Annotated in this window: 15 protein-coding genes and 1 pseudogene; 9 read left to right on the top strand and 7 right to left on the bottom strand. The window is 71.6% G+C overall.

Going from position 1 to position 19,839, the window contains the following annotated elements:
- Positions 1-326 precede the first annotated feature (326 nt).
- The 3 genes and pseudogenes from AMK10_RS19190 to AMK10_RS38055 all read left to right on the top strand — a co-directional run bounded on the left by AMK10_RS19190 (position 327) and on the right by AMK10_RS38055 (position 2,813).
- A complete protein-coding gene (locus AMK10_RS19190; protein ID WP_073749348.1) occupies positions 327-1,319 on the top strand; it encodes a LacI family DNA-binding transcriptional regulator in 993 nt (330 codons plus the stop codon).
- Between the two features lie 180 nt (positions 1,320-1,499).
- Positions 1,500-2,039, top strand: a pseudogene (locus AMK10_RS38060) (RICIN domain-containing protein); the annotation flags it as partial.
- Complete coding sequence (locus AMK10_RS38055) at positions 2,016-2,813, top strand: pectate lyase (protein WP_382564044.1); 798 nt, start codon at positions 2,016-2,018, stop codon at positions 2,811-2,813. The pseudogene AMK10_RS38060 and the gene AMK10_RS38055, both read left to right, overlap by 24 nt.
- 105 nt (positions 2,814-2,918) lie before the next feature.
- Here the strand turns inward: AMK10_RS38055 and AMK10_RS19180 are convergent, their stop codons facing one another.
- Entirely contained in the window at positions 2,919-4,559 is a 1,641-nt protein-coding gene (locus AMK10_RS19180) for an ABC-F family ATP-binding cassette domain-containing protein (protein ID WP_073749022.1), read from the bottom strand.
- A 115-nt stretch (positions 4,560-4,674) separates the two neighbouring features.
- On the opposite strand from AMK10_RS19180, the gene AMK10_RS19175 reads away from it, so the two are divergent.
- Complete coding sequence (locus AMK10_RS19175; protein WP_073749021.1) at positions 4,675-5,622, top strand: FAD-dependent oxidoreductase; 948 nt, start codon at positions 4,675-4,677, stop codon at positions 5,620-5,622.
- Positions 5,623-5,660: 38 nt separating this feature from the next.
- Here AMK10_RS19175 and AMK10_RS19170 read toward each other — a convergent pair whose 3' ends face one another.
- The gene (locus AMK10_RS19170; RefSeq protein WP_073749020.1) at positions 5,661-7,400 is read right to left on the bottom strand and encodes a BCCT family transporter; all 1,740 of its coding nucleotides are present in this window, start codon (positions 7,398-7,400) and stop codon (positions 5,661-5,663) included.
- 263 nt (positions 7,401-7,663) lie between these two features.
- On the opposite strand from AMK10_RS19170, the gene AMK10_RS19165 reads away from it, so the two are divergent.
- Positions 7,664-8,716, top strand: coding sequence for a LacI family DNA-binding transcriptional regulator (locus tag AMK10_RS19165; RefSeq protein ID WP_073749019.1), 1,053 nt, complete (start codon positions 7,664-7,666; stop codon positions 8,714-8,716).
- Between the two features lie 15 nt (positions 8,717-8,731).
- On the opposite strand, the gene AMK10_RS19160 is transcribed toward AMK10_RS19165, so the two are convergent.
- Positions 8,732-9,610 carry an oxygenase MpaB family protein gene (locus tag AMK10_RS19160; protein WP_073749018.1) on the bottom strand — a complete coding sequence of 293 codons (879 nt, stop codon included), beginning with the start codon at positions 9,608-9,610 and terminating at the stop codon, positions 8,732-8,734.
- A 394-nt stretch (positions 9,611-10,004) separates the two neighbouring features.
- Here AMK10_RS19160 and AMK10_RS37435 point away from each other — a divergent pair, with 394 nt between their 5' ends.
- The 3 genes from AMK10_RS37435 to AMK10_RS19150 are packed head-to-tail and all read left to right on the top strand — an operon-like array spanning position 10,005 to position 12,506.
- Positions 10,005-10,157 (top strand): hypothetical protein, encoded by a 153-nt coding sequence (locus tag AMK10_RS37435; protein WP_158070879.1) that lies wholly within the window; start codon positions 10,005-10,007, stop codon positions 10,155-10,157.
- Between the two features lie 31 nt (positions 10,158-10,188).
- Positions 10,189-11,070, top strand: a complete 882-nt coding sequence (locus AMK10_RS19155) for an oxygenase MpaB family protein (RefSeq protein ID WP_073749017.1) — start codon at positions 10,189-10,191, stop codon at positions 11,068-11,070.
- Entirely contained in the window at positions 11,067-12,506 is a 1,440-nt protein-coding gene (locus AMK10_RS19150) for an aldehyde dehydrogenase family protein (protein ID WP_073749016.1), read from the top strand. Before AMK10_RS19155 ends, AMK10_RS19150 begins: the two co-directional genes overlap by 4 nt.
- A 7-nt stretch (positions 12,507-12,513) precedes the next feature.
- On the opposite strand, the gene AMK10_RS19145 is transcribed toward AMK10_RS19150, so the two are convergent.
- Positions 12,514-13,146, bottom strand: coding sequence for a TetR/AcrR family transcriptional regulator (locus AMK10_RS19145; protein WP_073749015.1), 633 nt, complete (start codon positions 13,144-13,146; stop codon positions 12,514-12,516).
- 129 nt (positions 13,147-13,275) lie between these two features.
- Between AMK10_RS19145 and AMK10_RS19140 the strand changes: the two genes are divergently transcribed.
- Positions 13,276-14,439 carry an acyl-CoA dehydrogenase family protein gene (locus AMK10_RS19140; protein ID WP_073749014.1) on the top strand — a complete coding sequence of 388 codons (1,164 nt, stop codon included), beginning with the start codon at positions 13,276-13,278 and terminating at the stop codon, positions 14,437-14,439.
- A 27-nt stretch (positions 14,440-14,466) separates the two neighbouring features.
- Here the strand turns inward: AMK10_RS19140 and AMK10_RS19135 are convergent, their stop codons facing one another.
- From AMK10_RS19135 to AMK10_RS19125, 3 genes are all read right to left on the bottom strand, one after another.
- Complete coding sequence (locus tag AMK10_RS19135) at positions 14,467-14,943, bottom strand: macro domain-containing protein (RefSeq protein WP_073749013.1); 477 nt, start codon at positions 14,941-14,943, stop codon at positions 14,467-14,469.
- 40 nt (positions 14,944-14,983) lie between these two features.
- Entirely contained in the window at positions 14,984-16,807 is a 1,824-nt protein-coding gene (locus AMK10_RS19130) for an AMP-dependent synthetase/ligase (protein WP_073749012.1), read from the bottom strand.
- Between the two features lie 207 nt (positions 16,808-17,014).
- Positions 17,015-19,717, bottom strand: coding sequence for a M4 family metallopeptidase (locus tag AMK10_RS19125; protein WP_073749011.1), 2,703 nt, complete (start codon positions 19,715-19,717; stop codon positions 17,015-17,017).
- Positions 19,718-19,839: the final 122 nt, after the last annotated feature.

Raw genomic sequence — 19,839 nt, 5'->3', positions numbered from 1 at the left:
CCCCGCCGCGCTCCTCCGCGCCCCTCCACCCGCCCTTCCGGCAGGAGGAGGGGCGCGGACCATGTGAGTGGGGGTCAGAACCGTGACCCGGCACGGGTATCGACCCAAGCATTGACATGCCCAGGACGCGCCGCCACTCTGATGCCAGCCGGATTGCAACCGGTTGCATTCCGCCGACGGAGAGGACTTCGATGGCGCCCGCACACCGGAGGCCCGCCCCGCCGTTCCGGGCCCGTGCGGCTCCCTGACGTCCCCGCCCCGGGCAACCGGTTGCACAACTCCGCAGCGGCCGGCCGGGAAGCGGACAGGAGGACGCGATCGTGGCGATGACCATCCGCGATGTGGCAGAGGCCGCCGGGGTCCATGTCTCCACCGCCTCGCGCGCCCTTTCCTCGTCCCCTCTGGTGAAGAGGGAGACCAGGGAGCGGGTCGTCGCCGCGGCCGCGCGACTGGGCTACCGGCCCAACGAGTCCGCGCGTGCGCTGACCACGGGCCGCACCAGGAATCTCGGGCTGATCGTGTCCGACATCGCCAACCCGTTCTTCCCCCCGCTCATCAAGTCGGCCCAGGCGTACGCCCGGGTCCGCGGCTACCAGGTCTTCGTGGCCGACACCGACGAGGACGCCCGGGCCGAGGAGGAGCTGATCCGGACGCTGTCCCGTCAGGTGGACGGCGTGGTCCTGGTCAGCCCCCGGCTGCCCAACGAGGTGATCGCGCGGCTGGGCGGGGAGCTGCCCTTCGTGCTGGTCAACCGCCAGGTCGCGGGGCTGTCCGCCGTACTGATGGATGTGGCCCACGGCGCGGCCCTGGCGGTGGAGCACCTGGCCGGCCTCGGCCATGAGCATCTGGCCCTGGTCTGCGGTCCACGCGGTTCGTGGACCAGTGCGCAGATGCGCCGGGCCGCCGGGAAGACCGCCGCCGACGCGGGCCTCCGGCTCGACGTGCTGGGCCCCAACGCGCCGACGGAGCAGGGCGGCATCGAGGCGACGGCCGCCGTGGCCGGGACGGGCGCCACCGGTGTGATCGGCTACAACGACCTGGTCGCCATCGGCCTCGTCGAGGGGCTGGACGAACGCGGGGTGCGGGTCCCCGGCGACGTCAGCGTGATCGGCGTGGACGACACCGTGGCCGGACGGCTGAACCGGCCGAGGCTCACGACGGTCGCCATGCCCACCGCGCCGGCCGGGCGGACGGCGGTCGATCTGCTGATCCAGACCGTGGAGTCCACGGACCCCGAACCGGCCACCGCGCAGACCACGCTGGCGACCTCACTGGTCGTCAGGGACTCCACGGCAGCACCGGAACAACAGCGCGACTGATCCTTCGTCCGAACTTATTGACCGCTCGATCCTCGTGTCGTACCGTCACCGCTGTTCGCATACAAGAACTCTGTTCAGCATACGGAATCTTGTTCCGAAGCTGGGAACCACCTTCACCACCGCACCAACCCCACGACAGGTGCCTGCGGAGGACGCCGCAGGCGGTGAGAGGAATAGCCAGTGCGCACCGAGAATCAGCACGTCAGGAGACGCGGCGGCCGTGCGGCCGCCACCCTTGTCGCCGTGGTTTCACTGCTCGCGGCGGGCCTCACCGCACTCTTCGCGACCGGCTCCGCCTCGGCGGCCCCCGCCGCGGGCTCGTACAGCCTGAAGAACGTCGCGAGCGGTCTGTGTCTGGGCGTACCGGGCTCCAGCACCGCCGCCGGCACGCAGCTCGCCCAGGCCGCGTGCAACGGAGCCGCCGGCCAGACCTGGAAGCTCACGGCGTCGGGCAGCGGCTACAAGCTGGCCGCCGCCAGCAGCTCGCTGTGCGCCGGTGTGCGGGACGCCTCCACCAGCGCGGGCAAGGCCGTGGAACAGCAGACCTGCGGCAGCGCCGCCACCCAGGTGTGGACGCTGACCTCGGTCAGCGGCACCACCTACCGCGTCGTCAACAGCAACGGCGGCAAGTGCCTGAACGTGAAGGACAGTTCGACGGCCTCGGGCGCCCTGGTCCAGCAGAACTCCTGCGACTCGGTGACCAGCAAGAGCTGGACCTTCACCGCGTCGGGCACCGTCCCCACGGACCCGCCGACCGAGCCGACGGACCCGCCCACCGAGCCGACGGACCCGCCCACGGACCGTCCGTCGTGGCCGTCGGCCAACGGCAGCCAGGCGGTCTCCGCGACCATCGAGGTCTCGGGCACGTACGACGGCGGCATGAAGCGCCTGTACGGCACCGGTGACCTGGGCAGCGGTGACCAGGACGAGGACCAGCCGCCCATGATCAAGCTGGCGGACGGCGCCACCCTGCAGAACGTCATCCTCGGCGCCCCGGCAGCCGACGGTGTGCACTGCGCGGGCACCTGCACCATCAAGAACGTCTGGTGGGAGGACGTGGGCGAGGACGCCGCGACCTTCCGCGGCGGCTCCTCCTCGACGGTGCGCACGATCGACGGCGGCGGCGCGAAGCTGGCCGAGGACAAGGTCTTCCAGCACAACGGCGTCGGCACCCTGGTCGTGAAGAACTTCCAGGTCGACGACTTCGGCAAGCTGGTCCGTTCCTGCGGCAACTGCTCCACGCAGAACGCCCGCCACATCCAGCTGCAGAACATCTGGGCCACCGCGCCCGGCACCAGCCTGGTCGGCATCAACACCAACTACGGCGACACGGCAAGGATCTCGGACGTCACGATCTACGAGGACGGCGACCGGGACATGAAGATCTGCACCAAGTACAAGGGCACGACGAGCGGCGAGCCGAGCGAGATCGGTTCGGGTGCCGACGGCACCAACTGCATCTACTCCTCGTCGGAGATCACCTACGTCGACTGAGGCACCCGCAGCCCCGCACGCGAGACGCCTGCCCGCCCCGGCTCCCGGGGCGGGCAGGTCCGCGTCGCCGGCCCGTCCCGGTTCCCCGGCGGGCGGTCCGCGTCGTCAGCCGGACTCGGTGACCTTGCCGCCGGCGACCTCGACGCGGCGCGTGGTGCGGACCGCCTCCAGCATCCGCCGGTCGTGCGTGACGAGCAGCAGCGTCCCGGTGTACGCCTCCAGCGCCGATTCGAGTTGCTCGATCGCGGGCAGGTCCAGATGGTTCGTCGGCTCGTCCAGAACCAGCAGGTTCACGCCCCGGCCCTGGAGCAGTGCCAGGCCCGCCCGGGTGCGCTCACCGGGCGAGAGGGTCGTCGCGGGGCGCAGCACATGGGCGGCACGCAGGCCGAACTTGGCCAGCAGGGTGCGCACCTCGGCGGGCTCGGTGTCGGGGACGGCGGCGCAGAAGGCGTCGAGGAGGCTCTCCGTGCCGTGGAACAGCTTGCGCGCCTGGTCGACCTCGCCCACCACGACGCCCGATCCGAGCGTGGCATGGCCCGCGTCGAGCGGAAGCCTGCCGAGCAGGGCGGCGAGCAGGGTGGACTTCCCGGCCCCGTTGGCGCCGGTGATGGCGACCCGGTCGGCCCAGTCGATCTGGAGGGTGGCCGGCCCGAAGGAGAAGTCGCCCCTGACGACGGCGGCGTCGCGGAGGGTGGCCACGACGGAGCCCGAGCGCGGGGCGGAGGCGATCTCCATCCGCAGCTCCCACTCCTTGCGCGGTTCCTCGACGACGTCGAGACGCTCGATCATGCGCTGGGTCTGCTTGGCCTTCGCGGCCTGCTTCTCGCTGGCCTCGCTGCGGAACTTGCGGCCGATCTTGTCGTTGTCGGTGGCCTTGCGGCGGGCGTTCTTGACGCCCTTGTCCATCCAGCCGCGCTGCATCTGGGCGCGGCCCTCCAGCGCGGAGCGCTTGTCGGCGTACTCCTCGAACTCCTCGCGGGCGTGGGTGCGGGCGCGCTCGCGTTCCTCCAGGTAGGAGGCGTAGCCGCCGCCGTAGAGGTTGATCTGCTGCTGGGCGAGGTCGAGTTCCAGGACCTTGGTGACCGTACGCATCAGGAACTCGCGGTCGTGGCTGACCACGACGGTGCCCGCCCGCAGCCCTGACACGAAGCGCTCCAGGCGCTCCAGGCCGTCGAGGTCCAGGTCGTTGGTGGGTTCGTCGAGCAGGAAGACGTCGTAGCGCGACAGGAGCAGCGAGGCCAGTCCGGCGCGGGCCGCCTGGCCGCCGGAGAGCGCGGTCATCGGGAGGTCGAGGCCGATGGTCAGACCGAGCTCGGCGGCGACCTCCTCGGCGCGTTCGTCCAGGTCGGCGCCGCCGAGGGAGAGCCAGCGCTCCAGCGTCTCGGAGTAGGCGTCGTCCGCGCCGGGCGCTCCGTCGACCAGCGCCTGGGTCGCGGCGTCCATCGCGGCCTGGGCGTCGGCGACCCCCGTGCGGCGGGCGAGGAACTCGCGCACGGACTCCCCCGCACGGCGCTCGGGCTCCTGCGGGAGGTGTCCGACGGTGGCGGTGGGCGGGGAGAGCCGCAGCTCGCCCTCCTCCGGGCGGTCGAGTCCGGCGAGCAGGCGCAGCAGCGAGGATTTGCCGGCGCCGTTGGCTCCGACGAGACCGATCACGTCTCCGGGCGCGACGACGAGGTCGAGCCCGGCGAAGAGCGTGCGGTCACCGTGTCCGGCGGCGAGTTCCTTGGCGACGAGAGTGGCAGTCATCAGGGTGCCGATCCTAACGAACGGGAGCGGTCCCCCTTCCCGCCGGACGCAGGGCCCCGGGTGCGACCATGGCCGTCCGGGCACCGGCGAGCGCGGTGACTGCAGGGAGACAGGGGTGAGCGCGGTGTCGGACGTGATCGTGGTGGGCGGCGGGGTCAGCGGGCTGACCACGGCGCTGGTGCTGGCGGAGCGCGGTCTGCGGGTGCGGGTCTGGTCCCGTGACGCGGCCCAGGACACGACGTCGGCCGTGGCCGGGGCCTTGTGGTGGCCGTACCGGATCGAGCCCGCGGCCCTGGTCGGCGCGTGGTCCCTGGAGACGCTCCGGGTGTACGAGGAGATGGCGGCGGCCGCCGGAAGGACGGGGGTGCGCATGGTCGCCGGGGTGCACGGGGGCGAGCGGCTGGCCGCCCTCGGGCCCTGGGCCCGAAGCCTGGAGGGGGTCTCCGAGGTGGCGGAGGGCCTGCGGGTGACCCTTCCGCTGATCGACATGCCGGTCCATCTGCGCGCGCTGGAGGACAGGCTGGCCGAGGCGGGCGGGGTGGTCGAGCGGCGTACGGTGCGCGACTTCGCCGAGGCCGCGGCCGAGGCTCCCGTGGTGGTCGACTGCGCCGGGCTCGGCGCCCGCGAGCTGGCCCCCGATCCCGGGGTGCGGCCGGTCCGGGGCCAGCTGGTGGTGGTGGAGAATCCGGGCGTCGACGAGTGGTTCGTCCAGGCGGACCCGGCGTCCAGCGAGACGACGTACTTCTTCCCGCAGCCGGGCGGGCTGGTCCTGGGCGGCACGGCGGAGGCCGACGATCCGCGGACGGAACCCGACCCCCGCACCGCGCGGGAGATCGTGGCGCGCTGTGCCCGGGTGCGGCCGGAGATCGCGGGGGCCCGGGTCATCGGCCACCGGGTGGGACTGCGGCCCGCCAGGGACGCGGGGGTGCGCATCGAGGCGGAGGAGCTGCCGGGCGGCGGTCTGCTGGTGCACAACTACGGCCACGGCGGAGCCGGGGTGACGGTGGCCTGGGGCTGTGCGCGGGCCGCGGCCCGGCTGGTGCGCCGAGCGCCTGTCGGGTGACCTCCGGCCGGGCGGCCACCCGACGGGCGCGGCGCCCGTCAGGCCGCCGGGCCGCCCTTGTGGCGTTCGTCGGTGGTGACCTCCGCGGTGCCGGGGCCGATCCGGATCTCGAAGTCCCCGTCGTACTTGGCGTGCCCCTCGATGACCGCGGATTCGACGGCCTCCACACCGAACTCCCTGCGGACGATCATCGGGTCGTGCCGCAGGTCCCTCATCAGCGATACGCACATGCCGATCATCACGATGGTGAACGGCGCGGCCACGAGGATCGTCAGGTTCTGCAGACCCGCCAGCGCGTCGCCCTGGCCGTTGCCGACGAGCAGCATGACGGCCGCCACGGCGCCGGTGACGACGCCCCAGAAGATCACGACCCACTTGGCGGGTTCGAGGACGCCCTTCTGGGAGAGCGTGCCCATCACGATGGAGGCGGCGTCGGCGCCCGAGACGAAGAAGATGCCGACCAGGACCATCACCAGGATGCTCATCATGGTGGCGACCGGGAACTGCTGGAGGACGCCGAAGAGCTGCGCCTCCGGGGTGTCCCCGACGTCCTTGAGCTCGCCCGCCTGCTCCAGCCGGATCGCGGACCCGCCGAAGACGGCGAACCAGACCAGGCTGACCGTGCTGGGGACCAGGATCACGCCGCCGACGAACTGGCGGATCGTACGGCCCCGGCTGATCCTCGCGATGAACATGCCGACGAAGGGCGTCCAGGAGATCCACCACGCCCAGTAGAAGACCGTCCAGCTGGCGAGCCAGTCGGCCACTTCCCCGGCGCCGGTGGCCTCGGTGCGCCCGGCGAGCTGGGCGAGGTCGCCGAAGTACGCGGCGATGGAGGTGGGGAGCAGGTCGAGCACGATGATGGTGGGGCCCGCGATGAAGACGAAGACCACCAGGATCAGGGCGAGCACCATGTTGATGTTGGACAGCCACTGGATGCCCTTCTCGACCCCGGAGACGGCGGAGGCGACGAAGGCGACCGTCAGCACGGCGATGATCGCGACCAGCAGGCCGGTGCCGGTCTTCTCCATCCAGTTGAGCTCCTGGAAGCCACTGCCGATCTGGAGCGCGCCGAGCCCGAGCGAGGCCGCGGAGCCGAAGAGGGTCGCGAAGATGGCCAGGATGTCGATGATCCGGCCGAGGGTGCCGTGGGCGCGCTTCTCACCGATGAGCGGCACGAAGACGGAGCTGATCGTCTGCCTTCTGCGCCGCCGGTAGGTGCTGTACGCGATGGCGAGCCCGACGACCGCGTAGATCGCCCAGGGGTGCAGTGTCCAGTGGAAGAGGGTGGTGGCCATGGCCGTCTGCATGGCCTCGGCGGCGTCCGCGGGGCGGGTCCCCGGCGGCGGGTTCACGAAGTGGGCCAGCGGCTCGCTCACCCCGTAGAACATCAGACCGATTCCCATGCCGGCGCTGAACATCATCGCGACCCAGGAGACCGTGCGGAATTCGGGCTCCTCGCCCTCCTGCCCCAGCGAGATCGTCCCGTAGCGGCTGATCGCGAGCCAGAGGGCGAAGACCACGAAGCCGGAGGCCGCCAGCATGAAGGCCCAGCCGCCGTTGTGGATCAGCCCGTTGAGCAGCGTGCTGGAGACGTCCTCCAGCGAATCGGTGGCCGTGGAACCCCAGATCACGAAGGCGACGGTGAGCACCGCCGTGACGCCGAAGACCACACGGTCGGTCGTGGGGCGCCGGCCGTGGGCCGGCTCGGCGGGTAGATCGGCCGTGACCGGGAGGTAGTCCCCCCGCCCGCCCGAACTCTGCTCGTCTTGTGACACAGATGGCACCTTTCACGCAGTGCGAAAATTCGCTCTCCGTAGGCAGTACCACACACAGTGTGCATCTCATGGGATCAACAAGCCGTTCCGCCTTGACCGTTTATGAGCCGGTATGTCACCCACTCCTCGGGAGATCGCCGGGGCCCGTCCCGGCCGGGCGGTTAGGCTGACCGCGTTCGGGCCGAACCCGCCGGTTCGTGCGTACCGAACCCGCCGGTTCCAGCCGTTCCCCCGCCGGGGCGCGCGTGTACGAGGAGCGACTCTTGCCCGACCCGACCTCCGATCCGCAGCGTGACGTCCGGCCCACCCTGGAGGCGGTGGCGGCCCGGGCCGGTGTGTCCCGGGCGACGGCCTCCCGTGTCGTCAACGGCGGGGCGGGCGTGCGCCGCCCCCTGGTGGAGCGGGTGCGCGAGGCGGTGGAGGAGCTCGGCTACATCCCGAACCACGCGGCACGGACGCTGGTCACCCGGCGCAACGGCGCGGTCGCCGTGATCATCGACGAGCCGGAGTTCCGGGTCTTCTCCGACCCTTTCTTCTCGCGCCAGATCCGGGGAATCAGCCGCGAGCTCAACGCCCACGACGCACAGCTGGTCCTGCTCCTGGTGGAGGGCAGCGGGGACTTCGACCGGGTCACCCGCTATCTGGCCGGTGGCCATGTGGACGGCGTGCTCGCCTTCTCCCTGCACACCGACGACGAACTGCCCGCGATCATCCGGCGGTTCCGGGTGCCGACGGTGTACGGGGGCCGTCCCGAGCACCCGGCGCCGGGCGACGAGGACGCGCCGCGGGTGCCGTACGTCGACTGCGACAACCGGGGCGGCGCCCGCGCCGCCGTACGCCATCTCGTCTCGCTGGGCCGGCGGCGCATCGCGCACATCGCCGGACCGCGCGACCAGACCTCGGCGCTCGACCGGATCGCCGGTTACCACGACGTGCTGCCGGACGCCGGGCCGGAACTGATCGCGGACGGTGACTTCACCACGGAGGGCGGGGCCCTGGCCATGGCGGAACTGCTGGCCGCGCACCCCGATCTGGACGCCGTCTTCGTGTCCAACGACATGATGGCGTCGGGTGCGCTGCGGGTGCTGCGCGAGCGGGGCGTGCGGGTGCCGGAGGACGTGGCGGTGGTCGGCTTCGACGACATGACCGCGGTGGCCGAGGCCGCCGAACCTCCGCTGACGACGGTCCGTCAGGACGTGGAGGGCATGGGACGGCTCATGGTGCGGCTGCTGATGGAGCGGCTGAACAGCGGCACGGGCGCCTGGCCGGAGTCCGTGATCACCCCGACGGAACTGATCCGCAGGGCGTCGGCCTGAGGCTCCGCGGGCGGATCACCGGGGGTTCCCGCCGGGCCACGCTCCCTGGGCCCGCCACTCCTTCCGCGCGCTCCGGGCCAGCGGCAGATAGCGCAGCCGCTCCGGGAGCACCGGTACGACGCGCCGCACCACCGCGCCGAAGCGCCGCAGGCGCCGCTCCTGCTCAGGGGTCCAGTCGAGCCCGATGGCCGCACGGGCGTCCGGCGGCATGAGACCGACGGTGATGAAGGCGCGGAACCGGGCCAGCGGCGGCAGCAGCACCGGCCACAGCGCCCGCAGGAGCAGCCGCAGCACGAGCGGACCCCGGTCGGGCGGGGGCACGGGGACGCCGGTGGCGACCAGCTCCCTCACGACGACGGTGGCCTCCACCTCGTCGGCCAGCATCCGGCGGTAGTACGGCCAGAACTCCTCGATCGTCTGCGGCATGTCCCGGTCCTGGATGCCCAGGACCCGGCCGACCTGGAGCCACTCCCGGTACAGGGCGCGCTCCTGTGCCTCGGTGAGCGGGCGCACCAGATAGCGCGAGGCGTGCTGGTAGACCGGGAAGCCGGTGGCGTGCACCCATGCGTAGTTCGCGGGCGTGAGCGCGTGGTAGCGGCGGCCCCGGGTGTCGGTGCCCTGGATGGTGCGGTGCAGCTTCCTGAGCCTGCGCCCCTCCTCGGCCGCCGCCTCTCCCCCGTACACCCAGAGCTGGAGGGAGCTCAGGGACCTCTCGCCGCGTCCCCAGGGGTCCGTGCGGAAGACCGAGTGGTCGTCGACGCCCGCCCCGACGGCCGGGTGGGCGACCTGGAGGGTGAGGGCCGCCGGAAGCATGAGCAGCCCCCTGACGTCGCCCGCCAGGCTCCACAGGACGCCGCCGGGCGGGGGCGGTGCGGGCTCTCCCGTGCTGGTCATGCGGGGCTCCCAGGGGGGTCGGCGGATGCTCGGACCGGTGCCGGGCCCGTGTGTGTTCCAGTATGCGATCACGCGTGCGGCGGCGACGCCCGGGGCGGAGGAGGGAGCCGGGGACGCGGCGGGCCGGCGATTTCCGGGCCTTCCTTCTTCGAATCTCTGTCAGCAGTGTTGACGCGCCCGTGAAACAAGTCAATAGTATTTGTAACTTTGACTCTCCAGGGACAAGAGGGACCGTCAGATGCCCGCTGGTACAGCTGAGTTGCGCGCCGAGGGCCGCACGCACCGGAAGAGGCCGGCCGTGATGCTCGCACCGCCGGTGACCGCGGTCGGGGCGGTCGCCATCGCTCCGTCCACGCGACCGTGCTGACCGCGCCCCTCCTCGTCCCCTTCATCGATGCCGTCGCCCGTGCGGACGCCGCTCCCGGCGGATCTCCCGGTGACGGTCCGGCCGCTCCGGCTCGGCGCTCGGTCCGCCGGGGCGGGCCAGGTGCTCGTCGACGCCCGCGATGTCCGCTTCACCGGCCTCACGGCCGGCCCCCGTACGTGAACGGCTCCGACCACAGAGGAGGTCGCACATCATGGGCCGCTACAGCCGACTCCGCGAGATCCGCCGGATGGATCCCGCCCGCGACTGCGCCGAGATACTCCGGCTGATGTCGCAGTACGAGTTCCCCTGGGACTACCGGCAGGGCATCAGCGTCGCGTTCCTGCGCGACTACGGCGTACCGAGGATCTCCGTACTCCTCGACCGCACCCAGGAGTTCGAGCGCAACGGCCAGAAACGCTACGACGACACCGTCCTGTTCGGATACGAGATGGCCGCCGAGGGCTTCGATTCGGAGCGGGCCAGGGCCGCCGCGCGCCATCTCAACCGGATCCACGGCAAGTACCGCATCCCGAACGAGGACTACCTCTACGTGCTGGCCACCACCGTCGTCGGCCCGAAGCGATGGATCGACCGCTTCGGGTGGCGGCCCCTGTGCCACCAGGAGGCGGCGGCGCTCGCCGAGGTCGGGCGGCGGATGGCCGTGATGATGGGCATCGAGGGCGCCCCCGGCACCTACGAGGAGTTCGAGAAACTGCTCGACTCCTACGAGGCCCGGATGTTCGCCTACGATCCGGCGAACCGCAGGGTCGCCAACGCCACCTTCCGGGTCATCGCCGCGTGGTACCCGGCCCCGCTGCGCCCCCTGGTGGCGCGCTTCTCACTCGCCCTGCTGGACGAGCCCTTACTCGAGGCGCTCGGCTTCCGCCCCCAGCCCCGGCTGGTGCGGGCGGCGGCGAAGCGGCTGGTGCGCGCCCGGTCGCACGGTGTGCGGCTGATGCCCGCCCGGCCGCGCTGGCTGCCCTCCCGGCCCCGGCCGCGCAGTTATCCCTTCGGTTACCGGCTCGACGACCTCGGACCTCACTGGGCGCAGAGCCGCCCACTGGAACCCCTGCCCAAGGAGAAGACCTCATGACGACCCGGACCGACCGCCAGGAGCACAGCCTCGACGACATCCGCGCCACCGTGGCGCGGGCCAGGACCGCCGGCCGGGCGTGGGCCGCGCTGGGGCCCCGGGAGCGCCGGGGCGCGCTGCTTCTCTGGAAGCGGTCGCTCGCCGGACGGGTGGACGAGTTCGCCGAACTGATCGCGTCCGAGACCGGGAAGCCGGTGCACGACGCGCGTTCCGAGGTGCTGCTCACGCTGGTCCACCTGGACTGGGCGGCACGCAACGCCCGCCGGGTGCTGGGCAGGCGCCGTGTGGCGTCCGGCCTCCTGTCCGTCCACCAGCGGGCGCTGCTGGCCTACCGCCCGCTCGGGGTGATCGGGGTGATCGGGCCGTGGAACTATCCGCTGTACACACCGATGGGCTCGATCGGCTACGCCCTCGCGGCGGGCAACGCCGTGGTGTTCAAGCCGTCCGAACTCACCCCGGGGGTGGGGGTCCTGCTGGCCCGGAGCTTCGGGGAGGCCCTCCCGGACCACGCGGATCTGCTGACGACGCTCACCGGTCCCGGTTCCACCGGGGCCGCCCTGGCCGGGGCGGAGGGGCCGTCCGGGGTCGACAAGATCGCCTTCACGGGCTCGCCGGGCACCGCCCGCAAGGTCGCCGCCGCCTGCGCGGCCACCCTCACTCCCCTGCTCGCCGAGTGCGGGGGCAAGGACGCGGTGCTGGTCGCGGCCGACGCCGATCTGGACGCCGCGGCCGACGCGATCGTGTGGGGCGCGATGGGCAACGCGGGACAGACCTGCGCGGGTGTGGAGCGGGTGTACGCGGTGGCATCGGTGCACGAGGCCCTGTGCTCCCGCATCGTGAGCCGGGCGCGGGCGCTGGTACACGGCGAGGCGTACGGTCCGCTCACCCTGCCCTCCCAGCTCGACGTGGTGGAACGCCATGTGAAGCAGGCGCTGGTGGACGGCGGCAGGGCCGAGCTGGGCGGTCCCGACTCCCTGCGGGGCCGGGTGCTCGGGCCCGTGGTGCTTTCGGGCGTGCCGGAGGACTCGCCGGCGGTGACGGAGGAGACCTTCGGCCCCGTCGTGGTGGTGAACCCGGTGCGGGACATGGACGAGGCCGTGGAGCGTGCCAACGCCTCGGAGTACGCGCTGGGCGCCGCGGTGTTCACGGCGTCCCGGGCAAACGGTCTCGCCTGGGCGGAGCGCCTCGACTCCGGCGCGGTGTCGGTGAACTCGGTGCTCGGCTTCGCCGCGATCCCCTCGCTGCCGTTCGGCGGATCGGGCGAGTCCGGCTACGGCCGCATCCACGGCGACGAGGGGCTGCGGTCCTTCGCCGCTCCCCGCTCGGTCACCGTACGGCGGTTCGCGCCCGCGGTGGATCTGACGTCGTTCGCGACGCCCCGGGAGAAGGTCGCCAAGGCGGTCGAGCTGGGCCGCAAGCTGCACGCCCGGTTCTGACCGGCGCTCACCCGGCGCTGAGCAGCGGCACCAGATAGCGGCGGGCGAAGTCGCGGACCTGCTCGTCGTCGTCCAGTTCGAAGCAGCTCAGCGGATTGAGGAGGAAGGAGACGGTGATCCGCACCATCAGTTCGGCGACCGGTGTCGGGTCCGTCTCCGGCCGCCCTTCGGCGCGCTGGGCGCGGCGGAGCCGGTCGGTCAGATATCCGCGCATCGCGAGGAAGGAGGGGCCGCTCTCCAGGGTGAGGAACGGCAGCATGATCTCCGGCTCCAGCTTCAGGAGGCCGCCCACCAGCGGGTGTTCGCGGATGTGCTTGAGGACGGCGACGAAGCCGGCGACGAGCCGGTCCTCCATCGTGGGCAGGGCGGCCACCGCCTCGTCCACGTCCACCACGAATCTGCGGTACTCACGGAGCAGGCAGGCGGAGACCAGGCTGTCCTTGTTGCCGATGCGCCGGTACACCGTGACCCGCGAGACCTTGGCGCGCTTGGCGACGTCGTCGACGGTCGAGCGGCGCAGTCCGAAGGTCATGAACTGTTCGCGGGCCGCGTCCAGGATCTGTTCGCTCAGCGCGTCGGTCGGCGGCGTCTCCACGAGCGCCCTGGCCAGCAGTGAATCGTCCTTGCCCCGTGCCGCCATGAGCCCTCCCCGTCCGCCGTGACCACTCCACCTTACCGACAAGGCAACACTGTTACCCACTCCGTTTCTTTGTAACTACCCCTGGCCGCCCCCCGGCGACAGGTCGTCACACCCTTATGGAGGTCTTGAATGTCCGTCACCCACGCCCTTCCCCGTTCCGTCTCCGCCGAACAGGGGGCGTTCGTCACGGCACTGCGCGACTTCGCCCGGCGCGAGTGCGGAACGCGTGAGCAGCGCGACGCGCTGGCGGCGGAGACGGGCGGACCGCACGCCCCCTCCCTCTATGCCCGGCTGGCCGAGCTCGGCTGGCTCGGGGTGTGCCTGCCCGAGGCGTACGGCGGCGCGGGCGGCGGGATGACCGATGCCTGCCTGTTCCTGCGGGAGACGTCGCGCGGCCTCGTGCCGGCGGGCGGGTTCATCACCTCGGTGATCACGGCGAAGGCGTACGAGCGGTTCGGCAGCGAGGAGCAGTGCAAGGCGGCGATCGGCGGTGCGGTGGCCGGACAGGTGCTGTCCATCGCGATGTCGGAGCCGGGCGCCGGGTCTGACGTGGCGGCGCTGCGGTGCAAGGCCGAACGCACCCCCGACGGCGGCTGGCTGGTCAACGGCCACAAGACGTGGATCTCCAACGCGCATCTGGCCGAGCACATCCTGCTGGTGGCCCGGACCGGCACGGGCGGAGCGAAGCACGACGGGCTGACCATGTTCCACGTCCCGGCCGGCACACCGGGGATAGAGATCCGGCCGATCGAGACGATGGGCGGCCGGGAGGTCAACGACGTCTTCTTCACCGATGTCCACCTGCCCGCCGACGCCGTGGTGGGCACGGCCGACCGCGCCTGGACCCAGTTGATGGCCGGGCTCAACGCGGAGCGGCTCTTCCTCGCGGCGAACATGCTGGGTCTGGCGGAACGCGTCCTGGAGGACACCGTCGCCTATGTGCGGGGACGCGAGCAGTTCGGCCGCCCGGTCGGTTCCTTCCAGGCCCTCCGGCACCGTGTCGCGGATCTGGCGACCGAGATCGAGTGCGCCCGGCTGCTGGTTTTCGACGTGGCGGCGGCCTGTGACGCCGAGCCGGACAGGCTGTTCCCCCGCGAGGCGTCCATGGCGAAGCTCAAGGCCACGGAGACGGCCAAGCACGCGGCGCTGGAGGGCATGCAGATGATGGGCGGCTACGGCTACGCGACCGAGTACGACATGGAGCGGCATCTGCGCGCGGCGGTCGTGTCTACGGTGTACGGCGGCACCAGTGAGATCCAGCGCGACATCATCGGCAAGAGCTACGGCCTCTGAGGAAGCCCCGGGCGGTCCGGGCGGCCCTCAACCGTAGTCGTACACCGTCACATCGATGCCCCGGCCCACCAGCCGCTCGGTGATGAGGGGTTCGACCCGGGACCAGGTGCCGCCCGCGAGTCCGCAGCCGATCCTCGGCATGTGGACGGAGGCGCCGAGCTCCGCGGCCCGCACGGCCACTTTCCCCAGTCCCTCGTCGATCGCCCCGTAGCGCACCGGCACGCCCTTGCTGCCGGTGCGCATCCCGTGCTGTCCCACGAGGTTCGCCACCCAGATGTACGGCGAGACCTGGACGAACCGCACGGCGCCGAGCCCGAAGTCGTTCTCCGCGCGCTCGCGGTGCCAGCGGCGGTAGGAGGCTTCGGGCTCGGGCCAGCGGCGGGACAGGGCGAGGACGAAGCCCTTGCCCCAGCCGCCCAGGTCGTTGCAGACGTGCACGATCAGCTTGACGCCCTTGCCCTGCGGTGCGGTGGCGTCCCCCCGTACATATGTGATCCCCGGCATGTCATCAGCGTACGGGCCGCCTCCGACAACGCCCGGTCGTTCAGGCGCCGTCCCCCGCGTACAGCGCGTCGAGCATCTCGCCGTACTGGTCGCGGATCACCCTGCGGCGGAGCTTCAGGGAGGGTGTGAGCTCGCCGGTCTCCGGGCCCCACTCCCGCGTCAGCAGCCGGTAGCGCTTGATCTGTTCGGTGCGGTTCAGCCGGGCGTTGGCGGCCTCCACGGCGCGGGCGATCTCCTCCTGGACCTCGGGGCTGGTGAGCGGATCACCCTCGATGCCGCGGGCCGCCGCCCAGGCCGGCGCCATCTCCGTGTCGAGGACCAGCAGGGCCACCAGGTAGGAGCGGCCGTCCCCGTGGACGAGGGCCTGGCCGATCAGGGGGTGCTCCTTGAGCGTGTTCTCGACGAGCGCCGGGGAGACGTTCTTCCCGGTCGAGGTGATGATCATTTCCTTCTTGCGGTCGGTGAGCCACAGATAGCCGTCGTCGTCGACCCTGCCGATGTCCCCGGTCGGGAACCAGCCGTCCTCGTCGAGCGCCTTCTCCACGGTGCCGTCGGCGCGCAGATAGCCCGCGAACACCGTGGCGCCCCGCACGAGGATCTCGCCGTCCTCCGCGATCCGGAGCTCCAGCCCCTCCAGCGGGCGCCCCACCGAACCCAGGCGGAAGGCCGAGGGGCTGTTGGTGGTGAACACGCCGACGGTCTCGGTGAGTCCCCAGGCGTCCATGATGACGATGCCGAAGCCGGCCCAGAAGCGCACCACGTCGAGCGGCATCGGCGCGGAGGCGCTGGCCGTCCACACCAGCCGCTCGAAGCCCGCCAGCGAGAGCACGGGGTCCAGGACGGTGTCCTTGGCCGCCCGGTAGGCGGCCTCCAGCTCGGCGGACGGCTGCTCGCCGCGCTCCCGGCAGGCGACGTGCTCACGGGCGGTCGCGCCCGCCGTCTCGATGGCGGTCCGCTGCTCCTCCGGCAGCCCTGCCAGGGCGGCCTGCACGGACGCGGCGAGCTTCTCCCAGACCCGGGGCACGCCGAAGAACTGGGCGGGGTGCAGGGTGCGCGCGGTGACCGCCACGGCCGCGGTGTCCGCGCAGAGATGGACGTGCGAGGCCCGGAAGACCGGCAGATAGATGCCGAGCATCCGCTCCGCGATATGGGCGAAGGGGAGGTAGCAGATGTGCTCGACGTGGTCGGGCAGCTCCACCACCTGGTCCAGGGCCAGGGCGTTGACCACCACGCTGTGGTGGGTGAGGGGGACGGCCTTCGGGTCGCCCGTGGTGCCCGAGGTGTAGACGACGGTGAGCGGGTCCCCCGCGCGGATCTCCCGCCATGCCTTGTCGAACGCCTCCTCGCTCCGCAGCCGGTCCCCGGTCGCGCGCAGCGAGCCGTAGGACAGGTGCGGACCGGCGGCGTCCGGCTCGACGACGACGATCTTCTCCAGCGGCACGGTGGGGTCCGCCAGCAGCGGTTCCCAGCGCTCCCGCTCGCCGGCGCCCTCGACCACGGCGAACCTGGCGCGGCTGTGCCGGGCGATGTGCGCCGTCTGCTCGGGGGCCGCGGTGCCGTACACCGTGACGGGGACGGCCCCGAGGTGGGTGAGGGCCAGGTCGCTGAGCCAGTGCTCGGGCCTGTTGCCCATCATCATGAGGACCTGCTCGCCGCGTTCCACCCCCAGCGCGCTGTAGCCGGCGGCGAGCGCGGCTGTCTCCCTGCGCACCTCGTGCCAGGTGAGGGTGGTCCATCCCTCGTCGTCGGCCGAAGCGCGCCAGGAGAGGGCGGGAAGGTCCCCGTGGTCCTCGGCATTGCGCAACAGCAGGGCAGGGAGGGTGAGTTGATCGGGCTCACCGGGAAGTCGCAGGATCGTGGTCACGGCCGCCTCCTGTCGCCATCGGCCGGACCGAGCGGTCCGTACCGGGGGTTGGACTGCGCTTCAATGCTGCCGGACACTTTCACAACAGTGGTGAGACAGCAATACTGTTGCACTGGATTGGTACAGGCGCGCCGGTGCGGGGCCGGGCATGCGGCAGGGCGCCCGCCGGAAGTACGGAGGGCGCCCTGTACGACGGTCGGTGCGGGGCTACTGCTCGCAGCTCCCGGCGAACGTCGGGCGGGTCACCACGTCGGTGTCCGCCGCGGTGGTGTCCAGCCAGGCGATGCGCTGTCCGTCACCGAGGGAGGGAGCCAGCTGGGCGCCGGAGGAGCAGGAGACACGGGTGAAGTTGTTCAGTCCTGCGAGTACGTCACCGGTCGTGGACACGCGGACCTTGCCGGGCCCGGTCCAGGAGCCGAGGGCACCCCACAGGTCGTATGTGGAGTAGGCGAAGTACTCGTCGCTGACCGTGAACTGGGCGACGTACGTGCTCGACGGGTACCGCAGCTTGGCGGCCTTGGCCAGGTCGTCCGACGGCGCCGACATGAAGGTGGTGCTCGGGATGAGGAAGCCGCCGGTCTCGCGCCAGTAGACGCGGTCGGAGGTCAGCTGGATGTCGGAGACGTAGTTGAAGATGTAGCCGGTGATGCGCTTGGTCTGCGTGGCGCCCGTGGCGATGTCGTGGACGTACACATAGGTGCCGTCACCGCCCGCCCAGGCGATCCGGCCGTGCTTCATCGCGAGCCGGGAGGCGTGGGTGCCCGTCTCGGGAGTCACGTTGACGGTGGTGCCGTCGGCCTTGCGGAGCATGACGTCCTGCTCGCCGTCGGCGGTCGTGCTGATGTAGGCGAGGGCGCCGTCCTCGGTCACCGGCTCGGTCTCGTCGGCGCCGGGCAGGTCGACGAGCTTCCTGATCCCGCCCTGGCCCTTCTCACCGGCTCGGTAGATACCGACACCGTCGGCGGCGACGCGGGTGAAGACGACGCGGTCGTCGTCCAGGGACGGGTCGAGCAGATGGGCGTCCTTCTGGGCGAGTTCACGCTGCGGGTTCTTGCCGAAGCGGCCCACGGTGATCCCGAATGCCTCGCCGCCCCGGTCCCAGGCGATGGCGTCGCCGTGCGGGATCGCGTACGTGTCACCGTTGATCTGGGCGGCCTGCTCGTCGATGCCGCTGTAGACCTCGTAGGCGGGCAGGACGCCGGCGCCGATCACCGTGCCGTCGTGCGTGCCGCTCCTGTGCTCCCAGTCCTTCTCGATGCCGTGCGCGTCGAACGCGGCGTCGATCGCGGCGAGGTCCCCCTTGGAGACGTGCAGGGACTTCGCGGCGAGGGTGACCGCGTCGCGCATGGCGGTGAAGCCGGACAGCGGGGTGAGGTAGTTCTGTGCGGCACGGTAGACGATCTGGTCCGCGAGCTTGCTGTCGATGTTCTTGCGCATGTCCCACAGCGCCCCGCCGACGATGGTGGAGTTGTAGTGGACTCCGCCGTTGTCGATGTCGAGGGTGATGGGCAGGTAGTCCTTCTGGGCGCTGCGGCCGTCGTTCAGATCGCGCAGGGCACACTCCTCCAGCGGCACGGTGCCGTTGCAGAGGTACTCACCGACGAGGCCGGACGTCGGGTCGTCCATGGCGACGCCCTTGTCGGCGGTCTCCATGGCATTGCCGAAGTAGTCGGAGATCGCCTCGTTCAGCGCACCGGACTGGTTGAGGTAGACGAGGCCCGCGGAGTGCTCGGTGACCCCGTGCGTCATCTCGTGGCCGACGACGTCCAGGCCGACGGAGAGCGGGACGCCGTTCATGTGGCCGTACACCATCTTGGAGCCGTCCCAGAAGGCGTTGGCGTAGTCCTTGCCGCTGCTGGAGACGTTGACGACGGAGTGGATCGAGCCGCCCTTTCCGTCGACGCCGTCCCGGCCGAGCTGCTCGCGGAGGTACTCGTAGACCTTGGTGGCGTTGAGGTGGGCGTCCACCGCGCCGGAGGTGGTGTTGGCTCCGTCGAAGCGGTCGCTCGTGGAGGTGCCCAGCCCGATTCCCTCCCCGACCGGGCCGCCCGCCACGTCCAGGTAGTGCGCGCGCTGCGCGTCGTACGTACGGATCTGGCCGCCGGTCTCGGCGTACATGGCGCGGGCCGAGTCGACGAGCGTGTAGGTGCCGTCCGTGCCCTTGTCGACGCCCAGCTTCGCCTCGGTGCCGTCGACGCGGACGCCGGTGCCCTCGGCGGGCGAGGCGTCGGCGGCGTCGATGTTGTTGTACGAGAGCGCGATGCCGCCCACCCGCGCGTCGACGTAGACCTCCTGACGCACCGGGCTGCCGTCCCGCTTGCCGCCGGTCACGGTGAAGTGCCACGCCAGCCGGCCGCCGTCGGCGTCGGGCAGCACGGTGAGGCCCTGTGCCCGGGTCTGCGCCCGCTGGACTCCGTCGAGGCCGCGGTCGAGGGAGAACATCCGCTGCTTCGCGGTGGCCTCGCCGACCAGGGGGGTGGTGGAGACCGTGAGGTCGGTGTAGAGCGTGCCGGTCGCCGAAGTGACCCGCACACCGCCTTCGCCGGCCTCGGTCTGCACCGCGTACTGGGCGCCGAAGACGGGCACGCCGTCGTGCTTCTGCTGGAAGCGGACGGAGGACTGCTTGCCGTCCTTGGTCGTCCTCACCGTCCTCAGGTCGCTCTCGGCGACCTTGTACGTGCCCTTGTTCGCCTTGATGTGGGCGCGGGCCGCCTCGGCGGGCGTGCCCTCGCGCACCGTGTCGTCCAGTCCCTGCGTCATGGCCGGGGCGACGGGGACGGGGTCCGCCTCCGCCGTCGTCGCGGCCTGCGTGCTCGTCCCGGCCCAGGCCGGCGCGGCCAGCAGCGCCGAGCCGGTGGCGGTGACGACGACTCCGGCCGCCAGTATCCGCCGGATCCTCGTTGTTCTCACAGAACCCTCCCCATCGCACACCCATCGGCAGGACACACTGTTGTACGTCCCAACCGGTTGACGGGGTTGATCCTTCGGTACGCGGGGACGGCCAACAAGGGATGACGGCGGCGTGAAAGCGC

Origin of the sequence: Streptomyces sp. CB02058 (assembly GCF_001905505.1) — a bacterium.
In the GTDB taxonomy this organism is placed as follows: domain Bacteria; phylum Actinomycetota; class Actinomycetes; order Streptomycetales; family Streptomycetaceae; genus Streptomyces.
Note: the sequence above shows the minus strand (reverse complement) of the source record. Positions and strands in the feature narration are given on the sequence as shown.